The organism is Anaerohalosphaeraceae bacterium (assembly GCA_037479115.1).
Classification (GTDB): domain Bacteria; phylum Planctomycetota; class Phycisphaerae; order Sedimentisphaerales; family Anaerohalosphaeraceae; genus JAHDQI01.
The window spans coordinates 1-19,143 of the sequence record JBBFLK010000002.1; the positions used below are offsets into that span (position 1 = coordinate 1).

Here is a 19,143-nt window from a genome sequence, read left to right on the forward strand (position 1 = left end):
GAATGCATAACCGCATAAACAGATGTGCTAAGACGGCCGACAATCCCTACGGCTTCACAGGCGAAAGCCAGCTCACCGAGGCGGACAACCTGATTTTCCTCCTCGCCCGCTATTACGCCCCCGCCCTCGGCCGATTCCTCTCCCGCGACCCGATTCTGACCCCGGTCCGGCTTCAGGGTTATGTCGGCTGGCTGCTGCCCTATCTGAATCTGGATGAATCTCCCCAAGCCCTCCATCCGTATTTGTACGGAAGAAACAATCCGGTAAACAACGTTGACCCACCCGGCTTGAAAACGAAAAAATCAGAATGCGATAAATGGCGGCAAACACCCAAGCCGAAGGGGCTATGCGGTACGACAGACTTGATTGCTCAATGCATGAAATGCTGTGCCGAGACCTTCTCAAAAAGAATACTCGGCAGATCGTGGCCTAATACTTGGCCGGGTTGGTTTGCATGGTATGGAGCGTGTCGAAATACTTGTGCATCATCAGAGGGAAAACTTGGCCCCAGCCTCCCGGGGCCGGGGAAAACAATTCCGCAAAAACCTCGACTCGAAAAGGAGCAAAGCAAGGAGATATGAATCACCTTAGGAGAATTGGAATGTCCTGCCTGATAGCAGGCATAATCGGCGGAATAACCGTTTTTCTTCTCATCCCGTTGTTTTTAGCAATCACTTTGCCTCTTCTGGTTCGACTTGAAGGTCAGGCTTATTTATGGGCTGTCTCGATTTTAGAGATAGTCATTATAATAATTGTTTACTCATCGGGATTGTTCATCCTTTTGAAATCTCTTAAAAACAACAAACAGCTGACAGTCTTCTTTTTGGCGTTATTTGTAAATACGGCTTTGATAGTGCAAAAATATCAGCAGGGGTTGCACATTCAGTTTATGCTGGAACTCATTATCGAAGTATTGCTGATATGCATCCTCTCCCTGATTTGCTGTTTTCAATACCGGGCAAAAACAGAAATGACGCCGAAACAATAAAGCCGGCTTATCACCGGTTTCATTTTTGCAGAAACGGATAATGCAGACAGAATAGAGGCGGTTTATACCTACGGAAATGGCCTGATTTCGATGAATCGCTCGGGCGTCAATGCGTATTATCACTATGACGGGCTGGGGGTCGGTGCGGCAGCTGACGGATAAGAAAAGGACAAAAAATGTCGCAGTCAAAGCTGCTCTCCATTGGGTTCGGACTGCTGGTGTTGATTGGGGCGGGTGCGATTCTGTATCCCCTAATGCAGGCGGAGCAAATTCTTCGCTGGGAGAAAGAGTGCGTCAAACTGCTGTACGATATCCATAGAGCTTTGCTGAAATATTCATCAGACAACGACGGAAAATTGCCTCCGCTGCTTTCGCATCTCTATTCTCAGTATATAGATGACAGGCGTGTTCAGGAGCAAGTGCTGTTTTTCTCGGAACAGCAAGCGGCTATGATTTATTGGTATCCGGAAAAGCTGGGCAATCCGGAAGCTCCTGTTGTACAAATTATCTTTAAACCGGGCCGCGAAGCTTCCTATGCGCGGAAAGATTTCATTCTGTGGAGCGATGGGACAGTCAGCTTACGCCGCAGAAAATAAGTTCGCAGACAACTTTTCTCCGGGGACGGCGGCAATCCCTGCGGTTCTTGCTGAAACGAAATAAAATAATTCGGGGATTTGTCGTCCTGAATTCATGCGGGCGACCAGAATCGAACTGGCGTATCCAGCTTGGGAAGCTGGTGTTCTGCCACTGAACTACGCCCGCTAAAACCTATGCTCAAAAGACTTTACAACCCTTACCGACTCTGAGCAGGAGTCGTTTTCGTTCCATCAGCCCTGACCTATAAGACAACCGAGAAATTTTGTCAAGAAAATTCCGGCCGCTAACTGAAAAGGGCCTCCACAAACTCCTGCGGGTCGAATTCGGCAATATCCTCCGGCGTTTCCCCCAGCCCGACAAACTTCACCGGAATATTCAGCATATCTTTGATGGCAATTACGATTCCCCCCCGAGCCGTTCCGTCCAGTTTCGCCAAAAAAATCCCCGTCACATCAATCGCCTGGGTAAACATCCTGGCCTGCTGAATGGCATTTTGCCCCGTCGTGGCATCCACCACCAACAGCACCTCGTGCGGTGCACCGGGGATATGTTTGGAAACGACGTTTCGAATCTTGGTCAATTCCTCCATCAAATGCTTCTGCGTATGAAGTCGGCCCGCCGTATCTAAAATTAAAAAATCCGCCTGGCGAGCCAGTGCCGCCGACGCCGCATCATACGCCACCGCCGCCGGGTCCGCCCCCTGCTTGTGCTTGACAATCTGAACCCCAATCCGCTCCGCCCAGATACTCAGCTGTTCAACCGCCGCCGCCCGGAACGTATCGCAGGCCGCCACAATCACTTTCTTCCCTCCACGGCTGAGCATGTACGCCAGTTTGGCGATGCTTGTCGTCTTGCCCGACCCATTCACTCCCGCCACCAGAATCACGGTTGGGCCGGCAGCTGCCGTCTTCAGCCGACGGTCCTCCGCAGGCCAGTAGTTTTTGATATGCTCCTTCAAAAACGGAATGACCTCATCGGTCTTGACAATCTCCTTCTTCTTGTAGGCATTCCGTAAATCCTCAATCAGCCGCTGGGTTGTTTCCACCCCGATATCATCGCTGATGAGCGTCTCTTCCAGACGCTCGAGAATCTCTTCATCCAAATCCCGGCCCAACCCGAGCACGGCGGCCAGCCCGGAGGCAATTTTGCTGCGCGTCTTGCTCAGATGTTCACGGAGATACTGAACCGTTTTTGTAAAGAAACCCATATGGCTCCACATTCGATTATTTTTTCGACACTGACACGGCCGTCAGTGTGCCAAAATCCCCCAGCTTTTTCAAGTCCAATCCTGATGATTTTCCCGCCGCCTCCGACAGTTTCACATTGACAGAACCGCCGAAAAACGATACAGTACCTTGTCTGGAAACAGCAAGGACAGGAGGGTTCTTACAAAAATCTTCTGCCCCGTCCTCTTGGAAACAGTATAGTGAAGCAGCAGGAAACGGCACACATTTTGGAGCAGATTCTTGAAGAAGTCCGCACGGCGGACCCCGTCAACGTCCGCACCTGGTTCAGCGACCTGACGGTGCTGTCCTTCAGCGGCGGCCATCTCGATATCGGCTGTCCCGACCAGACCAAAGCCGACTACCTGAATGACCATTGTCTGTCCGTTTTTACCAAAGCCGCTCAAAAAATTACCGGATATCTGGTCTCCATCAGCTTCCGTTCGGCTCACCCTGTCGGGTCCGGTCCGGAAACGCCGGCGTCCTTCCCGGATGGTCTGCGTCTGCATCCGGATTACACATTCGACAACTTTGTTGTCGGCCCCTGCAACCGACTGGCTCATGCCAGCTGCATTGCCGTCAGCCAGAATCCCGGCACGGTGTATAACCCCCTTTTTCTCTACGGCAGTGTCGGGCTGGGCAAAACCCATCTTCTTCATGCCGTCTGCCATGCCTCCCGCGAAAACAACGGCGGTCTGTCCATCCGCTTTCTGAGCTGTGAACAGTTCGTCAACGGATTTATCAGTGCAATTGAACAGGGTCGGCTGGCCGATTTTCAAAATCAGCATCGGAGCGTCGATGTCCTCATCATCGATGACATCCAGTTTCTTCGCGAACGCGAGCAGAGCCAGGAGGAGTTTTTTCATACTTTCAATGCCCTCTACAACAACCGCCGTCAAATCATTCTGACCGCCGACTGCCCGCCCGCTCAGCTTCCCTCTCTCGAAGAGCGTCTCATCAGCCGCTTTAAATGGGGTCTTGTCGCACGGCTGGACCCGCCCAGCTATGAAACCCGCATTGCCATTGTCAAAAAGAAGGCCGGACTGCGCGGCATCCATTTGCCGGAGGGCATCGCCGAACTGATTGCCGAGCATGTCCAGTCCAATATTCGGGAAATCGAAGGGGCCCTGACCGTTCTTTACGCCACCGCCAGAACGCTCGGCCAGCCCATCACCCCCGAACTGACGCGGCAGGCCCTCGGCATTCAGCAGACGGCAGCCCAGCGTTCCATCACCATGGCCGATATTATCGAAGCTGTCAGCCGCGATTTTGATGTTCGAATCACTGACCTGCAAAGCAAAAAACGAAGTCAAAGCATCGCCCTGCCCCGGCAAATCTGTATGTATCTGGGCCGTCAGCTCACACGCCACAGCCTGGAAGAAATCGGCGGCCACCTCGGCGGACGCGACCATTCCACCGTCCTGCATGCCTGCTCCAAAATTGAAGAAATTTTCAAACGCGATGAACAGATTCGTCTGCGGATTGAAAACCTTACACGCCAACTGGCCCAAAAACAATAAAAAAGGCATCGAGCCGTCTGGCTCGATGCCTGGAACCATCCAAAGACGACCGCAGAGATTTATTTCTTCAGCGGAAGCACAACATAATAGGTCATCCGGTCAGCCCGAACAGACAAAATCACTTTGTCCCTTCCTTCGGCCTTTCGAAGGGCTTCTTTAAAGTCTGCGACCGAATTGACTCGTTCCCGGTTGACGCTCAAAATCACCATACCGGACCGCAGTCCTACTCGTGCTGCGTTGCTGTCCCCTTTAACCTCCGTAATGACTACGCCGGTCCCGTCATCACTGTTCCTGACCTGAATGCCCAGCTGATCAATCATGTCCTCCGCGACGGGACGAGTTCCGACAGTCAAAACTATTTTTTTCTCATGCCCGTTTCGAAGCACTACAAAGGTTAGTTTTGTCCCCGGAGCCGAATAACCGACGACATTTCGCACATCCTGGCTGCTGTGAATCTCCCGGTTGTCAATCGAAATGATAATATCATCCGGCTGCAGACCAGCCTGTTCCGCCGGGGACCCTTCATACACCTGCGTAATAATCGCACCGCGGCGAACCCTTAAATCCAGACCCTGGGCAATATCCTCCGTCAAATCCTGCAGTCCGATTCCCGCATACCCGCGGACAAATTTGCCCGTCTGGATCATCTGCTCGGCCATCGACTTGGCCATATTAATCGGCACCGCCAGTCCGATGCCCATATAACCCCGCACGCCTGTATCGCCTGTAACAATTGCCGCATTGATGCCCACCACTTCGCCGTCGATGTTCAAAAGGGGTCCCCCGGAATTGCCCGGATTAATCGCCGCATCCGTCTGAATAAAATCTTCATACACCCCGGTATCATCACCCCGAATTCGCCGGCCTTTGGCGCTGACTACTCCGACGGTGACTGTCTCGGTTAAACCGAACGGGTTGCCGACAGCAATGACCCATTCCCCGACTTCGAGCAAATCGGAATTGCCCATTTTCACAGTCGGAAGGCCCTTTACATCCGGAATCTTCAGCAAAGCCAGGTCTGCCTTGTCATCCGAACCAACAATCTCTACGTTTTCAAAGCGCCGCCCGTCGTGAAGCAGAATTGTAATTTTGGAGGCATCCGCCACGACATGGTGATTGGTCAGAATATAACCGTCTTCGGAAATAATGAAGCCGGACCCCTGACCGATGCGCCGCTCCTCTCGCGGCATCGGCAGACGAAATCTCGGCCCGAAAAATCTCTCAAAAAAGTCGTCTTCAAACGGGGAACGGTATCTGATGGCCTGCACCGTATATTCCGACTGTACCGCAACTACCGCAGGCAGGGCCTTTTTGACCGCCTCCGTAAAAGCCCTTGATGTTCGCTTCAGCTCCGCCAGTTCTTCCGACCCGGCCCGCACCGGCACACTCAGCATCCAAATTCCAGCAAGAACCGCTAAGACCGCTCGACTCCGGATGTTCGTAAACATTGCTTCCTTCCTTTCCAATCAAGTGTCCATTGTAAAAATAAAGAAAAAGAAAAAAGAGGGCCTTCCGGGCCCTCTTTGGGAAAGCCGGTTTTATCCGGCTTTGACCTCGATTTTCTTGGCACGAGCTTTCTGATTTTCGGTTTTGGGCAGGCGGATCTTCAAGACACCGTCCTTGTATGTGGCTTCCACCTTGTTTTCGTCCACCTCCACAGGCAGCGCCACCGATCGGCTGAAGGCACCGAAGCTGCGCTCGGAATGATAGTAGCCCTCTTTCTTCTCTTCGGACGACTGCTTCTTTTCCCCTTTCAGGGTCAGAACGCCGTCCGTCAGAGAAATCTCGATGTCTTTCTGGTCAATCCCGGGCAGTTCGGCGGTGATCGTGATTTCCTTATCGGTTTCAGCCACATCCATCCGAGGATAGAATCCGCCGTCAAACCCCGTCCACCCTTTCCAGGGCTGCAGACCGAAATCACTGAAGAAGTCATCAAAGAGTCGGCTCATCTGCCGCTGCAGCGCCACGAAAGGATTGTCAAGCTCGCTGCCACGTACCGAAAGATTTCTCCGTCCTGTTCTCCAAGGTACCAATTCCATCAGTGCCATAGATCTCACCTCCCTTTCTTTCGATTACGATTGATTTGTTTTTCTTGTTCAACCGTCATTTTTCTATAATACAAAATCCGTGCCAGAAAAAACAATCAACCGCAACTCTTTGTAATACAAAAAGATATGAAATTTCCAATCTCCGATGTTTTTTAGGGAAATCCTGCCAAAATGACAAGACAACCCGTCAGGCCTTGAAAAGAAATGTTTCGACCTTACCACGGAATCCACGGCCGCGCTTCCCAGTCCGCTGACCATTTTTCAACCGGATTTCTCCAGACAAAACAGAGCGGCTCTGAACTTTTTTCCCACTCTGCTCCCTGTTGTGTCTCAACCGAATAGCAAATCAAACCGGCTGTCTTGTGTCTGTACTCAAACAAGGGAACGAGGGCACGACTTGAATTGGCCGTCCCTGTCGGCATGGCATAGAAAAGAGGTTTTCCCGTCCCGCCGCCCGATTCTTTGCTGAATCGGACTTGCCCGTCTTCCATCCTTTCTGCATAAATCGGAATCAGCCCTTGGAAGGCCCGTTTCGGACTGACGGCCCAGAATGCTATCCCTGCAATGCTTTTGTCCTTCTGTTCTGTTCGTACTTGTGTCCCAAACAGATACTCCGGCCCCTTATCCCTGTGAATTTCATAAACCGGCTCCGGAAGCCGCAGCCGTTCCTCCGACAAATCCAGCCGATACATAATCTGATTGTAATCATAGCGCGGCACAGCCGTCTCCGCCGAACCGGAGAAGGTAAAACTGTACGTCCCCTCAAAATAAAAGATCCGCCCTCCCTGCTGGTCAAAATACGGATGATGCTTCGGATTGTAAAAGGAGTACCGCTCGTGCGAGACAATTTTCTGAGCATATCCCCACGGTCCAACAGGCGTGTCGGCCTCTGCATACCATACCTCCCCCAAATAGGAGGAGTCCCCGCCCTGCTGAACGGCAATCAGAATCCACTTCCGCCGGTAGTCGTTCCAATAGACCGAACCGCTGTGAGGAATCACGGAAGCACCGTTCCGGATGTCTGACAAAACAGCGGTGCTTTGTATTTCTTTCTGCAGAGCTTTTTTCAGGTCATCCGCTGATTTCCACTGACGCTGCAATTCGCCCCAAGAAACCCAGCGTCCTGCCGGCCTTTTGCCTGAACGGGCCGAAGATTCATCCAGTGCCGTATAAATCTCATACCGTTCCGGACAAACCATATCCTCCCAACGGTTCGGAATCCGCATTCGAACACCCAGGGGAAACGGCACAGCAAAATAAAAATAGTGTTTTTCGCCGCAGACCGCCCCTAACGGATGACCGACACCGTCAAACGGAAACGGATTCTTTTCGCTTCGAAGCACCGGACGAAACTGACAGGACGCATCGTCATAATCCAACAGACCGTATTCCAGCGCCTCCGTCAGCCCTTTTCGGCGGGAAAAGAACGCCGTCATATGTTCCTTCCCCTCCGAATCCTTCACGGAACAGACCCCCTCAATCCAAACAACCCCCTCCTCCGGCATCGGCACCATCTTTTTGCAAAATCCCCTCTGGTCTGTAAAATAGTGCAGGTCCACACCGACAGCCGGGTCCAGCCCGCCCTGCCGCGGCAGCCGAGATACCGCCCCGGAGGTCGCGAAGTTTCCCAGCGGATAAAACGGACAGTTTGTATCCCCCCAAAACCAGTACAGTCTGTCTTTGTACCAGCAGGTCTGTACGGAATCCTGCCCCATCACCTGTCCGTTGGAGGCGGGATTTTTCACCGGCACCGGAAGACCTGCCAGCAGACTGTCTCGATAGATGCCCTGCCCTGTAATGCGGTATAGTCGTTCGGCAATGTTCACGCGCCTGACCCGGACCTGGGCCGTTTTCCCCGCCTGCACACGCAGCTTTACCCCCCGATTCCCGAACCCGTCCGGGGGATACTCATATCCCGGCCCTTGTACAGAAAAGTACACCTCCTGCTCCATCAGGCCCGGCTCGAAAAAGGCAATAACCCCCTGACTGTCCGTCCAGAAGGAAATTCCGTTGATGGTCTTCAGCTCTATCAGCGGCACCCCCCGTCCCGTCTGCTCATCAACAACCCGAATCACAAAAAAAGAACCGACCCCGGCAGGCTCACTCACCGAGGAAGCTTTTCCGAACAGCGGGAAAAGCAAAACAAATAAAAGAGTATTGAAAACCCGCCGGCTTAACTTCGATGCAGCACCCATAAACGTCCCGCCCTGAACCGACTGCTCCGGCAGGCTGAAGAATTCAGTCCTTCCAGTCCTCTTCCACCCGCCCGGATGACGATGAAAGCTTTTTCTGCTCCATATTCAGCAGGTCCGAGACCGTCGGCTTTTCCAGTTTGCCTCCGCTGATGATGAGTTTGACCTCCTCTGCATCGAGCGTTTCATACTTCAGCAGGGCTTCTGCGAGGGCATGGAGCTTATCCTGATGCTGTTTGAGCAGCTCTTCCGCCTTTGCATAGGCCGAATCGAGCAGATTCTTGATTTCCCGGTCAATTAATTCCGCCGTCTTCTGTGAGTAGTCCACCCCAATCGGACCGTAAAAATAGGTATCGGACCCGTCCGCTCCGTAATAGACCGGCCCGACTTCTTCCCCCATCCCCCATTCCGTCACCATCTGGCGAGCCAGTGCCGTGGCCTGCCGGATGTCGGAATAAGCCCCGCTGTCAATGTCGTTGAAAACCATCTTGACGGCAATCCGCCCGGCAAAACAAATCTGCAGCTGCGCCAGACAGAATCGTTTCGAATAATACAGCCGGTCCTTTTCCGGCAGTGCAAATGTCGCCCCGCCCATCGGCCCCCGCGGGATAATACTCACCTTGTGCAGCGGGTCGGCATCCGGCAGCAGCGACTGTACCAGGGCATGGCCGGCCTCATGATACGCCGTCAGCCGCTTGTCATACTCATCAATCACCCGGCTTCGCTTGGCACGGCCCCACCGTACCTTATCCCGCGCCTCCTCCAAATCGCTCATCTCCACATAATCCTTGTTCTGCATGCTGGCACTGATGGCCGCCTCATTAATCAGCGCCTCCAGCTCCGCTCCGCTGAACATCGGCGTGCCGCGAGCCAGCCGCTCAAAATCCACATCCGGTCCGCATTTGACCCGCCGGGCATGAATCTGAAGAATCTTCATCCGCCCCTTCAAATCCGGCAGCGGCACCACCACCTGCCGGTCAAACCGTCCCGGACGCGTCAGCGCATGGTCCAGAATGTCCGCCCGGTTTGTCGCCGCAATCACAATCACCTGGTCATTCGTGTCAAAGCCGTCCATCTCGACCAGAATCGCATTGAGCGTCTGCTCCCGCTCATCGTGGCCCCCGCTGACAAAGCCCGGCCCTCTCTTGCGCCCGATGGCATCAATCTCATCGAGAAAAATAATGCACGGGGAGTTTTCCTTCGCCTGCCGAAACAAGTCCCGCACGCGGCTGGCTCCTACCCCGACAAACATCTCCACAAAATCGCTGCCGGCAATGCTGAAAAACGGCACATCCGCCTCACCCGCAATCGCCTTAGCCAGAAGCGTCTTGCCGCAGCCGGGAGGACCCACCAGCAAAACCCCGCGGGGAATTCGGCCGCCGATTTTCTGAAACTTCTTGGGATTCTTCAAAAATTCAATGATTTCCGCCACCTCCTCTTTGGCCTCTTCAATCCCCGCCACATCATCAAAGGTCTTTTTGGTATTCTTGCCCTGAACCCGATGCTTGCTGCGGCCGAAATTCATCAGCATCCCGCCGCCCGTGCGGATGTTCCGGATAAAGAAAAAGTAAATCAGCGCAACCAGCAGGATAAACGGCAGCAAATTCCAAAGCAGCGGAGCCCACATATCGGGCTTCTGAATCTTCACCTCCACCCGCTGCGAAACCAGCAGCGGAAGCAGGGTCTCATCCTTCAGCACCTCCGACACAGACACCTCAAACCGGGCGGGCCTGCCGTCCGAAACAAATTTCGGGTCAAATTCTCCGAGAATTTTGCCCTTGCCCTCGTGAATCACGACGGACTTGACGTGCCCGGCACGCACATGGTCCAGAAATTCCGGAGAATACGTCAGCTCCTGGACCCGCTGCATCCGCATCAGCGTCGAAATCATCAGCATCAGCACAAGCCCAATCAAAAGCCAGCTCAAAGGACCCCGCTGATAATTCGGAAGCGGAACTTTTGGTCCGCGTTTGGATTCTTTTTCTGTCATAGATATTTGTCTTTTCCCTGCCGGTTCTGAACCGTAATTATTTGGTTAATAAGAGACTTTCTTTTGTTTTCGCCGGTTACCAGCCCGATTCCATCCGCTCTACGAGACGCTGCGCCGCCTTGTTCACAGCCCGGGCGGCCGAGTATTCAAAATCCTGACTTAAGAAACCCGAATAGGGCTCCGAAGCCGCCACCGTCTCCTGATTAATCAGAACCTCCCCTGTCCGCAGATCTTTCCACGTAAATGTCACACGCACCAGGGCCTCCTGCTCCAGGGGCTTGCCGGTATGACGGTCCACCGCCAAAACCCCCTGCCCGGTCCGGATTGTCCCGCTCAGAATTGAATCCGCCGCCTTCCGGTCCGATACAATCTTGTAAGGCGTCTGGGCCTCAATCTGCTTGCACACCGCATCCGTCAACAGATACTCATACCCCCGCCGAAAGTCTGATGTGTCAAACATCTCTACATACACCGTCCGTATCTGTTCCGGATACGGCCAGCGGTTGGTATATCCGGAACATCCGAACGTCATCAGAAGTCCGCACACCGCCGCCGGCAGAATCCATTCGTGCCGTCCCTTACGCATAGGTCAGACGCCCTCCATAGGATTCGTTTCTTTCGGTTCTTTTCCCGTCGGCAAATCCAAAACGTACCCCAATCCAAACCAATGGTCCAGGAAATTCGCTCCGGCATCGGCCAGCTTCCGCCGCAGACTTTTCGGCGGCAGCAGACTGCGGCCCTCTTCCAAAGCGGAGGTATGCTCCCGGGCCATTCGGGCCGCTCGAGTCTGAGGATACTGGTCCAGGGCCTTTCGATAATACATCAGGGCCGCTCCGGTCTGTTCCGCCCGCTCATAATAAAGCCCCACAAAAAAGAGCTTGTAGGCCTGCTGTTCTGCAATCATTTCCAGAGTCTGCTCGATTCCCAGTTCCGCCGCGCTGGCCTCATACCGTTTCCGATAATCCTCAAAATAACTCGAGGCTCCCCGCAGCACCGTCGCATCATAATGCGGACTTCGGTACGACGCATGCAGCGTCTGGGCCATCCGCAGCAGGGCAATCCGTCCGCTCTCACCCGTCGGCCAGCGGTCTGCAATCTCCGCCCAGGTCTGATAGGCATCCAGATACTGCTCCCGCCGCTCCTGATTTTCCGCAATGGTAATCAGCGACCGATAGGCCAGCGGCGCCCGGCCCCAACGGTCGGCCAAGTCCCGCAGGATTTTTTCTCCCTCTTCATAAGCCGGCAGACGAAAAATCTTCAGAAACGGGCGCTTCTGGCCCCCCATATAGGCCGCCCCGATCGAATAGAGCCGTTCGGCCGCCGCCGCCTGAAGCGGGCTGTCCGGATAATCCGTCAGACATTTCTTATACTGCTTAGCCGCCTTAGACCAGTTATTTCGAATATACTGCTTTTCCCCTTGAATATAAAGAGTTAAATCCGGACCCGAAAATACCGGAAAATCTGTTTCCAAACTATCCAGCGCCCGTTCGGCCGCCGCCCGGTCGCCCTGCTCGATCTGCTGCTTGATTTCCGAAATTTTCAGCAGAAACTGCCCTTCGGGACTGCCGGAAACCTCCTGCCAGCCTGAATCAGGCGTTAATCGAAACGTCTGTCCGCAAAAGCCGGGCACAGAGAGAACGCAAACCGCCCACAATCCAAAAAACGCTAATCTCTTGCCTTTAAGCATCTTACAATCCTTCCAACCGCAGGATATCTTCCCGGACCTGTCCAGATACTCGACATTATATCGCCGAAATCGCCGCTTGCAATCGAACTTTGGACAGCTTTTTGACGAAAAGTGTTTGACTGAACCCGAAAAAAAGATATAGTTAGAGGTCGGTTCTTTCGCATAAGGCGAACAGGACATCCTGAAACACAACAAAGAGTTGTGGTGACGATGTTGCGGCGGGCTTAAAAACCCGTTTGCATCAGCCGGACAGACTTGGGGTTTGCCGGCGGAAGCAAATGGCGGAAGCCTCCAAAACCGCAGCAATCGGTATAACAATATGTTTATCAGGAGAAAAACTATGAACACTCAATCGTCTCACTTCGGCACAGCCGCATCCCCCACGGTCTTTCAAAGTCCAATCCTTCTCTGTTTCGTATCCTGCGCTCAATAGTCCTTTGGCCGCAGGAAACATTTTTTCATCTGATAATCTTCTCATTACAGGAGTTTCCAATGACAGCCAATACGACCGAAAAAACAGCCGTTCAGACAAAACCCGGCAGTCAGATTATTGTCGATACCCTGCTGGAGCACGGTGTGGAAGTGCTTTTCGGATATCTCGGCGGTGTCGTGCTGCCGCTGTTTGACAAACTGTACGACTCTCCCATTCGGGTCGTCATCCCCCGGCATGAACAAGGCGGCTGCCATATGGCCGACGCCTACGCCCGCTCCACAGGAAAAGTCGGCGTCGTGATTGCCACATCCGGCCCGGGCGCCACCAATCTGACTACCGGCCTGGCCACCGCCATGATGGACTCCGTTCCTCTGGTGGCCTTAACCGGACAGGTCCGTACCGAATTAATCGGCAATGACGCCTTCCAGGAGGCCGACACAACCGGCATCACGCGGCCGATTACCAAACACAATGTAATTGTCAAAAATCCCAATGAACTGGCCCAGACTATTCGCGAGGCCTTCTTTATCGCCTCGACCGGCAGACCGGGCCCGGTCCTGATTGACATTCCCGTCGATATGCAAATCGCCCAGGTGCCGGTTACCCCGCCTCAGCCGATTGAACTGCCGGGCTACCGCATTCGCGAGCGGGGGCATGCCCGCCAAATTACGGCAGCCGCTGAAGCAATCAACAGCTCCCAGAGACCGGTCCTGTACGTCGGCGGCGGCGTCATCAGCGGCAACGCCTCCGAACCCTTGCGGAAACTGGCCAAAAAGGCCAATATCCCCGTCACAATGACCCTGATGGGACTGGGGGCCTTTGACCAGAATGACCCTCTGTCGCTCAATATGCTCGGCATGCACGGCGCGGCTTATGCCAATTTTGCCGTGCAGAACTGCGACCTGCTGATCTGCGTGGGAGCCCGCTTCGATGACCGCGTCACAGGAAAACTGAAAGCCTTTGCTCCGCACGCCCGGGTTATCCATATCGACCTGGACCCGTCCAGCATCTCCAAGAACGTTCCGGCGGATATTCCCGTCGTCGGCAGCGCCCGTCATGTTTTGACGGAACTGCTCGAACTGGTCGAGTACAGAGAGCGGAAAGAATGGTTCGACCAAATCGCCGAATGGAAAAAACGCCACCCGCTCCGATACGATCAGAATGCCAAAACCATCAAACCCCAGTACGTCATCGAAGAGCTCTGGAAACAGACCCAGGGCCAGGCGATTATCACCACCGGCGTCGGACAGCATCAGATGTGGACGGCCCAGTTTTACCGTTTCAACCGGCCGCGTCAGTTTATCACCTCCGGCGGCCTGGGCACCATGGGCTTCGGCCTGCCGGCCGCCATCGGCGCCCAGATTGCCAACCCCGACGCCCTCGTCATTGACATCGACGGAGACAGCAGCTTCAATATGACCCTCACCGAACTGTCCACCGCCGTGATGTATGAACTGCCCGTCAAAGTCTGCCTCATCAACAACGGCTACATGGGGATGGTTCGTCAGTGGCAGGAACTTTTCTACGGCAAACGCTACTCCTGCAGCTCCCTCAAGAGCCCGGATTTCGCCCGGCTCGCCGAGGCCTTCGGAGCCGTCGGACTCCGCGCCGAAAAGAAAGAAGAAGTCCCGGCCGTCATCAAAGCCATGCTCGCAGAAAAAAGACCTTGTGTGGCTGATTTCCGCGTGGACCCGGAGGAAAACGTCTGGCCTATGGTTCCGGCCGGAAAATCTCTGCACGAAATGGACGGTCTGGATATCTTCGAAATGGCCTGAAAACCGAACGAAACCATCTTTTCACGGGAAAGGATGAACAATGAAACATATTCTTAGTGCTTTAGTCCAGAATAAACCCGGCGTCCTGGCCCACGTGGCGGGAATGTTCGCCGCACGGGCTTTCAACATCGATTCCCTCGCCGTCGGCCGAACCGACGACCCCTCCCTGTCACGAATGACCATCGTCGTCATCGGCGATGACCGCGTCGTCGAACAGGTTCGCAAACAGCTGGCCAAAATCGTCACCGTCGTCAAAGTCCAGGACTTTGCCGGCATGGATGTCGTCGCCAGAGACCTGATGCTCATCAGCGTCGCCTGTCCCCCGGAAAAACGTCCCGAAATCCTCGCTCTGGTGGAGATGTTCCAGGGAAAGGTCGTGGACATCGGCTCCAAATTCGTCATGGTTGAAGTCGCCGGCCCCGAAAATAAAATCGAGGCCTTTATCGAGGCCTGCCGTCCCTACGGCATCAAAAATCTCGTCCGTACCGGCACGGTCGCCATGGCTCGGCAGCCCCGCTTTGCGCCTCCGGAAAACGAAGAGGCAAAATAAAATTCAGCGGCTTGCCTATTGAGACGCCCAAAATGGTTTTAGATTTATTTCAGACATAATATGCCTATTTCTGCCTGATATTTTTTGAATGCCATTCCAAATGGACATTCGGGCACTCCGGTTTTTCTTGACCTGTTTGCTGTTTGTCGTTTTAATACCTCCTGTTTTGCATCTAATCTCATAAGATAAAAATGAAAGGATTATTCATATGAAAATCTCATTGCGGGCACAGGCTGTTGCCCCCTCAGCCACGCTTGCCGTCACCTCGCGGGCCAAAGAAATGAAAGCACAAGGTTTGGACGTCCTCAGTTTCGGTGCCGGGGAACCGGATTTTGACACCCCTCAATTTATCAAAGACGCCGCTGTCGAATCCCTCAAAAAAGGACAGACCAAATATACCCCCGCCGCAGGCATTTTGGAGCTGCGAAAAGCCATCGCAGAAAAACTTCTCAAAGAAAACAACCTCCAGTATGCACCCGAACAAATCATCGTCAATCTCGGAGCCAAACACTCCGTCTATATGGCGATGCAGGCCGTTTTAGACCCCGGCGATGAAGTGCTCCTGCCGGCTCCCTATTGGGTAACGTATCCGGAAGCGATTCAGCTGGCCGGTGCCAAACCCGTCATCCTCGAAACCACTGCAAAAACCGAATACAAAATCACCCCCACCCAGCTGAAATCCGCCATTACCCCAAAGACCGCCATGCTGGTCCTCAATTCTCCAAACAATCCCGGCGGATTTTGCTATACCCCGGATGAACTGAAAGCCCTTGCCAAAGTCCTCGAGGGAACAAATGTAATCGTCTTGTCCGATGAGATTTATGAACGTTTGGTCTATGGAAATATGCGTTTTGTCAGTTTCGCATCTCTCAGTCAGGACGCATACAACAGAACCCTGACCATCAACGGGTTGAGCAAATCCTACTCGATGACCGGCTGGCGTCTGGGCTATACGGCAGGCCCGCTGGACGTCATCAAGGCTATGTCGCGTCTTCAGGACCATATGACTTCCAACGCCGTTACCTTCACGCAGTATGCCGCCATCGCCGCCCTCAAAGACACCTCCGGAGTTGTGGAAAAAATGCGGCAGGAGTTTGAAAAGCGGGGAAAACTGATGACCGAACGGCTCAACGCCATCCCCGGTGTGCACTGCGTGCCGGCTCAGGGGGCCTTTTACTGCTTTCCGGACGTCTCGGCGCATTATGGTCGAACCATCGGCGGAGTGCGCATCAGCGACAGCATGGATTTCGCCAAGGCGCTTCTCGAACAAAAATTAGTTGCCGTTGTTCCGGGAGGTCCCTTCGGGGCACCCAAAAATGTTCGGCTCAGCTTTGCCTGTTCCCTCGAACAGATTGAAAAAGGAATTGACCGGATTCGGGAATGGCTTTCATAAAGGAAACCCGTCCCATTCATGCAGAACAGACAAAACTGCTCACAGAGGCAAAAACCCCCGTCTGGATGCGCCTCTGGATAGCCGCCGTTGTGGGGCTGGGGCTGATTGTTTTCGGCATTTACAGTGCCACGCACATGGTCGCCGCAGGCGACACGTGGGTTGCTTTGGCCTGCGGAAGACACTTCGCCGAACACGGTGTCGATACCGTCGAACCGTTCAGTTTCAACTCCCATCCGGCCGGTCCGACGGCGGAGGACATTCAAAAATGGCCGCGATGGGCGCAAATGCTCTGCAAACCTTTTTCTCTCGAAACCATTCAAAAATGGCACCCCACCGGCTGGATTAACCAGAACTGGCTTACCCATCTGCTTTTTTATAAATTGGTAACCTTTACCGCCCCCCCCGGAACGTACGAATACAACTGGCTGGTGTACTGGAAATTCGCCTTGTACATCCTGACAGCCTTTGCCGTGTACGGTGCTGCTCGGGTTTTGGGGGTCGGCCCCTTTTTGTCCCTTTCGGCCGCCTGCTTCGGTTTGGTCGTCGGACGCTCCTTCTTTGACATCCGTCCGGCGGGCTTTTCAAATTTTCTCACCCCGGTCTTCTTTCTCATTCTGGCACTGGCCGTCTATCGCAATATTCATTACATTTGGCTGCTGGTTCCCTTGGTGGTTTTCTGGGCCAATGTTCACGGCGGATATATCTACGTCTATGTGATGCTCGTGCCGTTCCTTGCCATTCACTTGCTGGGAGCCCTCCCGAAAAAGTGGAGTTTCGCACTCGGCTTCATCGGCCTCTGGTGGGTTCTTTACCTGCTCAGCCACAAGTTCCTGACCCACGAAGACTATGCACTCATCGCCGGCGCCAACCGCCAGACTGTTCAGACACCCTCCTTTCTCCTGAATGGTTATGTCGCCTTTCTGCTGATTCTGTCCATCCTCGCAATCAGCTCGCTTTTTCTGCCTCCCGCCCTCAAGGGGGCTTTTTATCTGTTTTTCACCCTCAGCACACTGACGGTCTTTTTTGTCCTGTTTCTGCGGCTGCAGATTCTGATTCCTTACGACCGAATCACACCCGTTTACCATGAACGGTTTCGGTTCTTTGTCCAATCCTCTCAGTTGCAGTACCTCTTTGTCTTCCTTGTGGGTATCCTGTTTGTCTGGCTGACCGCCTGGAAAAAAAATCTTCTGGTTCTTTTGCCTGTCCCGAAAATTGCCGAAACCGCCGCGGCCTCTGCCGTCTCCTTCCTCGCCATGCTGCTGCTGAATCCATTCCGGTTAACCAATCTTACCCACACCTTTGAAATCAGCATCAGCAAGCATGCCGAATCGTGGCGGCAGGTCAACGAATGGCGTCCGGCTTTCGACTGGCTGGACAAAACCCGCACCACCCCCAATCCGGTCGGCGATGAAGAGGCTTTCGCCGTTCTGTGTATTCTGACGGCTGTTCTTTTCCTCCTCTGGCTGGCTGTGTATGTTTCTCGTCCTCATCAGCCCGCTCCTTCAAAATCCCGTTTCAAAACCTCTCCAACACCGGAACCGGAACCTCTTCAGATTGACCTGGCCCTCTGGACACTGGCGGCGCTGACGCTGTATATGGCCGTTCAGTCCCGCCGCTTTATTGCCGTAGCAGGCCCGGGCGTTTGCCCCTTTGTCGCCCAGCTGCTTTCTCAAATCGGGAAAAAAATGAACCATCTTTTCCGGGAAAAGACATTTTGGACGGCCTTGCAGCAGCCGAAAATTCGCACGGCAGGATGGGCGGCCGTCACCATTGTCCTTGCTGGACTGACGCTTTATTGGGGGCTCGTGTACAAACGCATCTACCTGGACCCCTGGCCCAACGACCCTGTCCGCGATTCTCTGTTCATGCGGATGACGGCCTCCAACCTCAAACCCTTCGAAGTCTGCGACTTCATCAACGGCAATCACCTGCAGGGGCGAATGTTCAACTACTGGACCGAAGGCGGAGCCCTCGCTTTCGGGCAAAAACCCGATGAAAAAACCGGACGCATTCCTCTGCAGCTCTTTATGGACGGCCGGGCTCAGGCGGCTTACAACCACGACAAATACGAATACTGGCAGCTGATTTTTTCCGGCGGTCCGGACGCCATCAGAAGCGGCGGTCAAAACCTCAACTACGCCTCCATCGGCGAATGGATCAGCCGGGAACTGCGGAAAAACGACGTCTGGATTATCTCCATGCCGACCCATCAGGCCCCCACAGTTTTTATGCAGGCTATCCTTCGTTCGCCCGACTGGAAAACGGTTTATCTGGACACCTGCCAGCAGCTCGTGGCGGATATTCAAAGCCCGCAGGGAAAAGAACTGGCCGAAGCCATCCTTTCTCAAAAGGCCTTCTTCCCTGATGAGCTGTCCAGACACTTAAGCACCGCCATGCTGATTTTAGAGACCCAAAATACCCCTTATCTGCCGCAAATGGCCGAACACGCCGCACGAGGATTCCGGCTGCGTCCCTGCGCCTCCTCGTATATGGTCCTCCAAAATGCTATGCAGTGGCCCCCTTTCCGTGAACAGGGCCGACAAATCATCAAAGAGTTTTTCGAAGATGTCTGCCGCCGCCAAAATGAATTAAGACGACAGGCCGGCTTTGCCGAGATTCTCACCGTCGCCGGGTTTGCCGCGGACTATCTGGCCAGGACTGAACCCGAACATCGAACCCGCTACCAGCAGTTCCTCCAGGAATTCCGGAAAGAAGCCGACCGATTCATGAAACAGGCAGTCTGGTAA

Annotated in this window: 15 protein-coding genes and 1 tRNA gene; 8 read left to right on the forward strand and 8 right to left on the reverse strand. The window is 53.9% G+C overall.

Going from position 1 to position 19,143, the window contains the following annotated elements:
* From WHS88_00970 to WHS88_00980, 3 genes are all read left to right on the forward strand, one after another.
* Nucleotides 1–581: RHS repeat-associated core domain-containing protein (locus tag WHS88_00970; GenBank protein ID MEJ5258745.1), on the forward strand; the 581-nt coding region annotated here is incomplete at its 5' end.
* Nucleotides 582–601: 20 nt separating this feature from the next.
* Nucleotides 602–988, forward strand: coding sequence for a hypothetical protein (locus tag WHS88_00975; protein ID MEJ5258746.1), 387 nt, complete (start codon nucleotides 602–604; stop codon nucleotides 986–988).
* A 176-nt stretch (nucleotides 989–1,164) separates the two neighbouring features.
* Complete coding sequence (locus WHS88_00980) at nucleotides 1,165–1,584, forward strand: hypothetical protein (GenBank protein ID MEJ5258747.1); 420 nt, start codon at nucleotides 1,165–1,167, stop codon at nucleotides 1,582–1,584.
* A gap of 95 nt (nucleotides 1,585–1,679) precedes the next feature.
* Here WHS88_00980 and WHS88_00985 read toward each other — a convergent pair.
* A tRNA-Gly gene (locus WHS88_00985) sits at nucleotides 1,680–1,750 on the reverse strand.
* Nucleotides 1,751–1,868: 118 nt separating this feature from the next.
* Entirely contained in the window at nucleotides 1,869–2,792 is a 924-nt protein-coding gene (gene ftsY, locus WHS88_00990; protein ID MEJ5258748.1) for a signal recognition particle-docking protein FtsY, read from the reverse strand.
* A gap of 219 nt (nucleotides 2,793–3,011) precedes the next feature.
* Between ftsY and dnaA the strand changes: the two genes are divergently transcribed.
* Nucleotides 3,012–4,328: a chromosomal replication initiator protein DnaA gene (dnaA, locus tag WHS88_00995; GenBank protein ID MEJ5258749.1), complete on the forward strand. Its 1,317-nt coding sequence runs from the start codon at nucleotides 3,012–3,014 to the stop codon at nucleotides 4,326–4,328.
* Between the two features lie 59 nt (nucleotides 4,329–4,387).
* Here dnaA and WHS88_01000 read toward each other — a convergent pair whose 3' ends face one another.
* From WHS88_01000 to WHS88_01025, 6 genes are all read right to left on the reverse strand, one after another.
* Nucleotides 4,388–5,776 carry a Do family serine endopeptidase gene (locus WHS88_01000; protein ID MEJ5258750.1) on the reverse strand — a complete coding sequence of 463 codons (1,389 nt, stop codon included), beginning with the start codon at nucleotides 5,774–5,776 and terminating at the stop codon, nucleotides 4,388–4,390.
* A gap of 90 nt (nucleotides 5,777–5,866) precedes the next feature.
* Nucleotides 5,867–6,376, reverse strand: a complete 510-nt coding sequence (locus WHS88_01005) for an Hsp20/alpha crystallin family protein (protein ID MEJ5258751.1) — start codon at nucleotides 6,374–6,376, stop codon at nucleotides 5,867–5,869.
* 215 nt (nucleotides 6,377–6,591) lie between these two features.
* Nucleotides 6,592–8,484 (reverse strand): hypothetical protein, encoded by a 1,893-nt coding sequence (locus tag WHS88_01010; GenBank protein MEJ5258752.1) that lies wholly within the window; start codon nucleotides 8,482–8,484, stop codon nucleotides 6,592–6,594.
* Nucleotides 8,485–8,614: 130 nt separating this feature from the next.
* Nucleotides 8,615–10,558: an ATP-dependent zinc metalloprotease FtsH gene (gene ftsH, locus WHS88_01015; protein MEJ5258753.1), complete on the reverse strand. Its 1,944-nt coding sequence runs from the start codon at nucleotides 10,556–10,558 to the stop codon at nucleotides 8,615–8,617.
* Nucleotides 10,559–10,634: 76 nt separating this feature from the next.
* Nucleotides 10,635–11,144, reverse strand: coding sequence for an LPS assembly lipoprotein LptE (lptE, locus tag WHS88_01020; protein MEJ5258754.1), 510 nt, complete (start codon nucleotides 11,142–11,144; stop codon nucleotides 10,635–10,637).
* 3 nt (nucleotides 11,145–11,147) lie between these two features.
* Nucleotides 11,148–12,245, reverse strand: a complete 1,098-nt coding sequence (locus tag WHS88_01025) for a hypothetical protein (GenBank protein MEJ5258755.1) — start codon at nucleotides 12,243–12,245, stop codon at nucleotides 11,148–11,150.
* Between the two features lie 492 nt (nucleotides 12,246–12,737).
* Here WHS88_01025 and ilvB point away from each other — a divergent pair, with 492 nt between their 5' ends.
* From ilvB to WHS88_01045, 4 genes are all read left to right on the forward strand, one after another.
* A complete protein-coding gene (gene ilvB, locus WHS88_01030) occupies nucleotides 12,738–14,453 on the forward strand; it encodes a biosynthetic-type acetolactate synthase large subunit (GenBank protein ID MEJ5258756.1) in 1,716 nt (571 codons plus the stop codon).
* 40 nt (nucleotides 14,454–14,493) lie between these two features.
* On the forward strand, nucleotides 14,494–15,003 hold the full coding sequence (gene ilvN, locus WHS88_01035) for an acetolactate synthase small subunit (protein ID MEJ5258757.1): 510 nt from the start codon (nucleotides 14,494–14,496) through the stop codon (nucleotides 15,001–15,003).
* Nucleotides 15,004–15,211: 208 nt separating this feature from the next.
* Nucleotides 15,212–16,396 (forward strand): pyridoxal phosphate-dependent aminotransferase, encoded by a 1,185-nt coding sequence (locus WHS88_01040; protein MEJ5258758.1) that lies wholly within the window; start codon nucleotides 15,212–15,214, stop codon nucleotides 16,394–16,396.
* On the forward strand, nucleotides 16,384–19,143 hold the full coding sequence (locus tag WHS88_01045; protein MEJ5258759.1) for a hypothetical protein: 2,760 nt from the start codon (nucleotides 16,384–16,386) through the stop codon (nucleotides 19,141–19,143). The genes WHS88_01040 and WHS88_01045 overlap by 13 nt, the downstream gene beginning before the upstream one ends.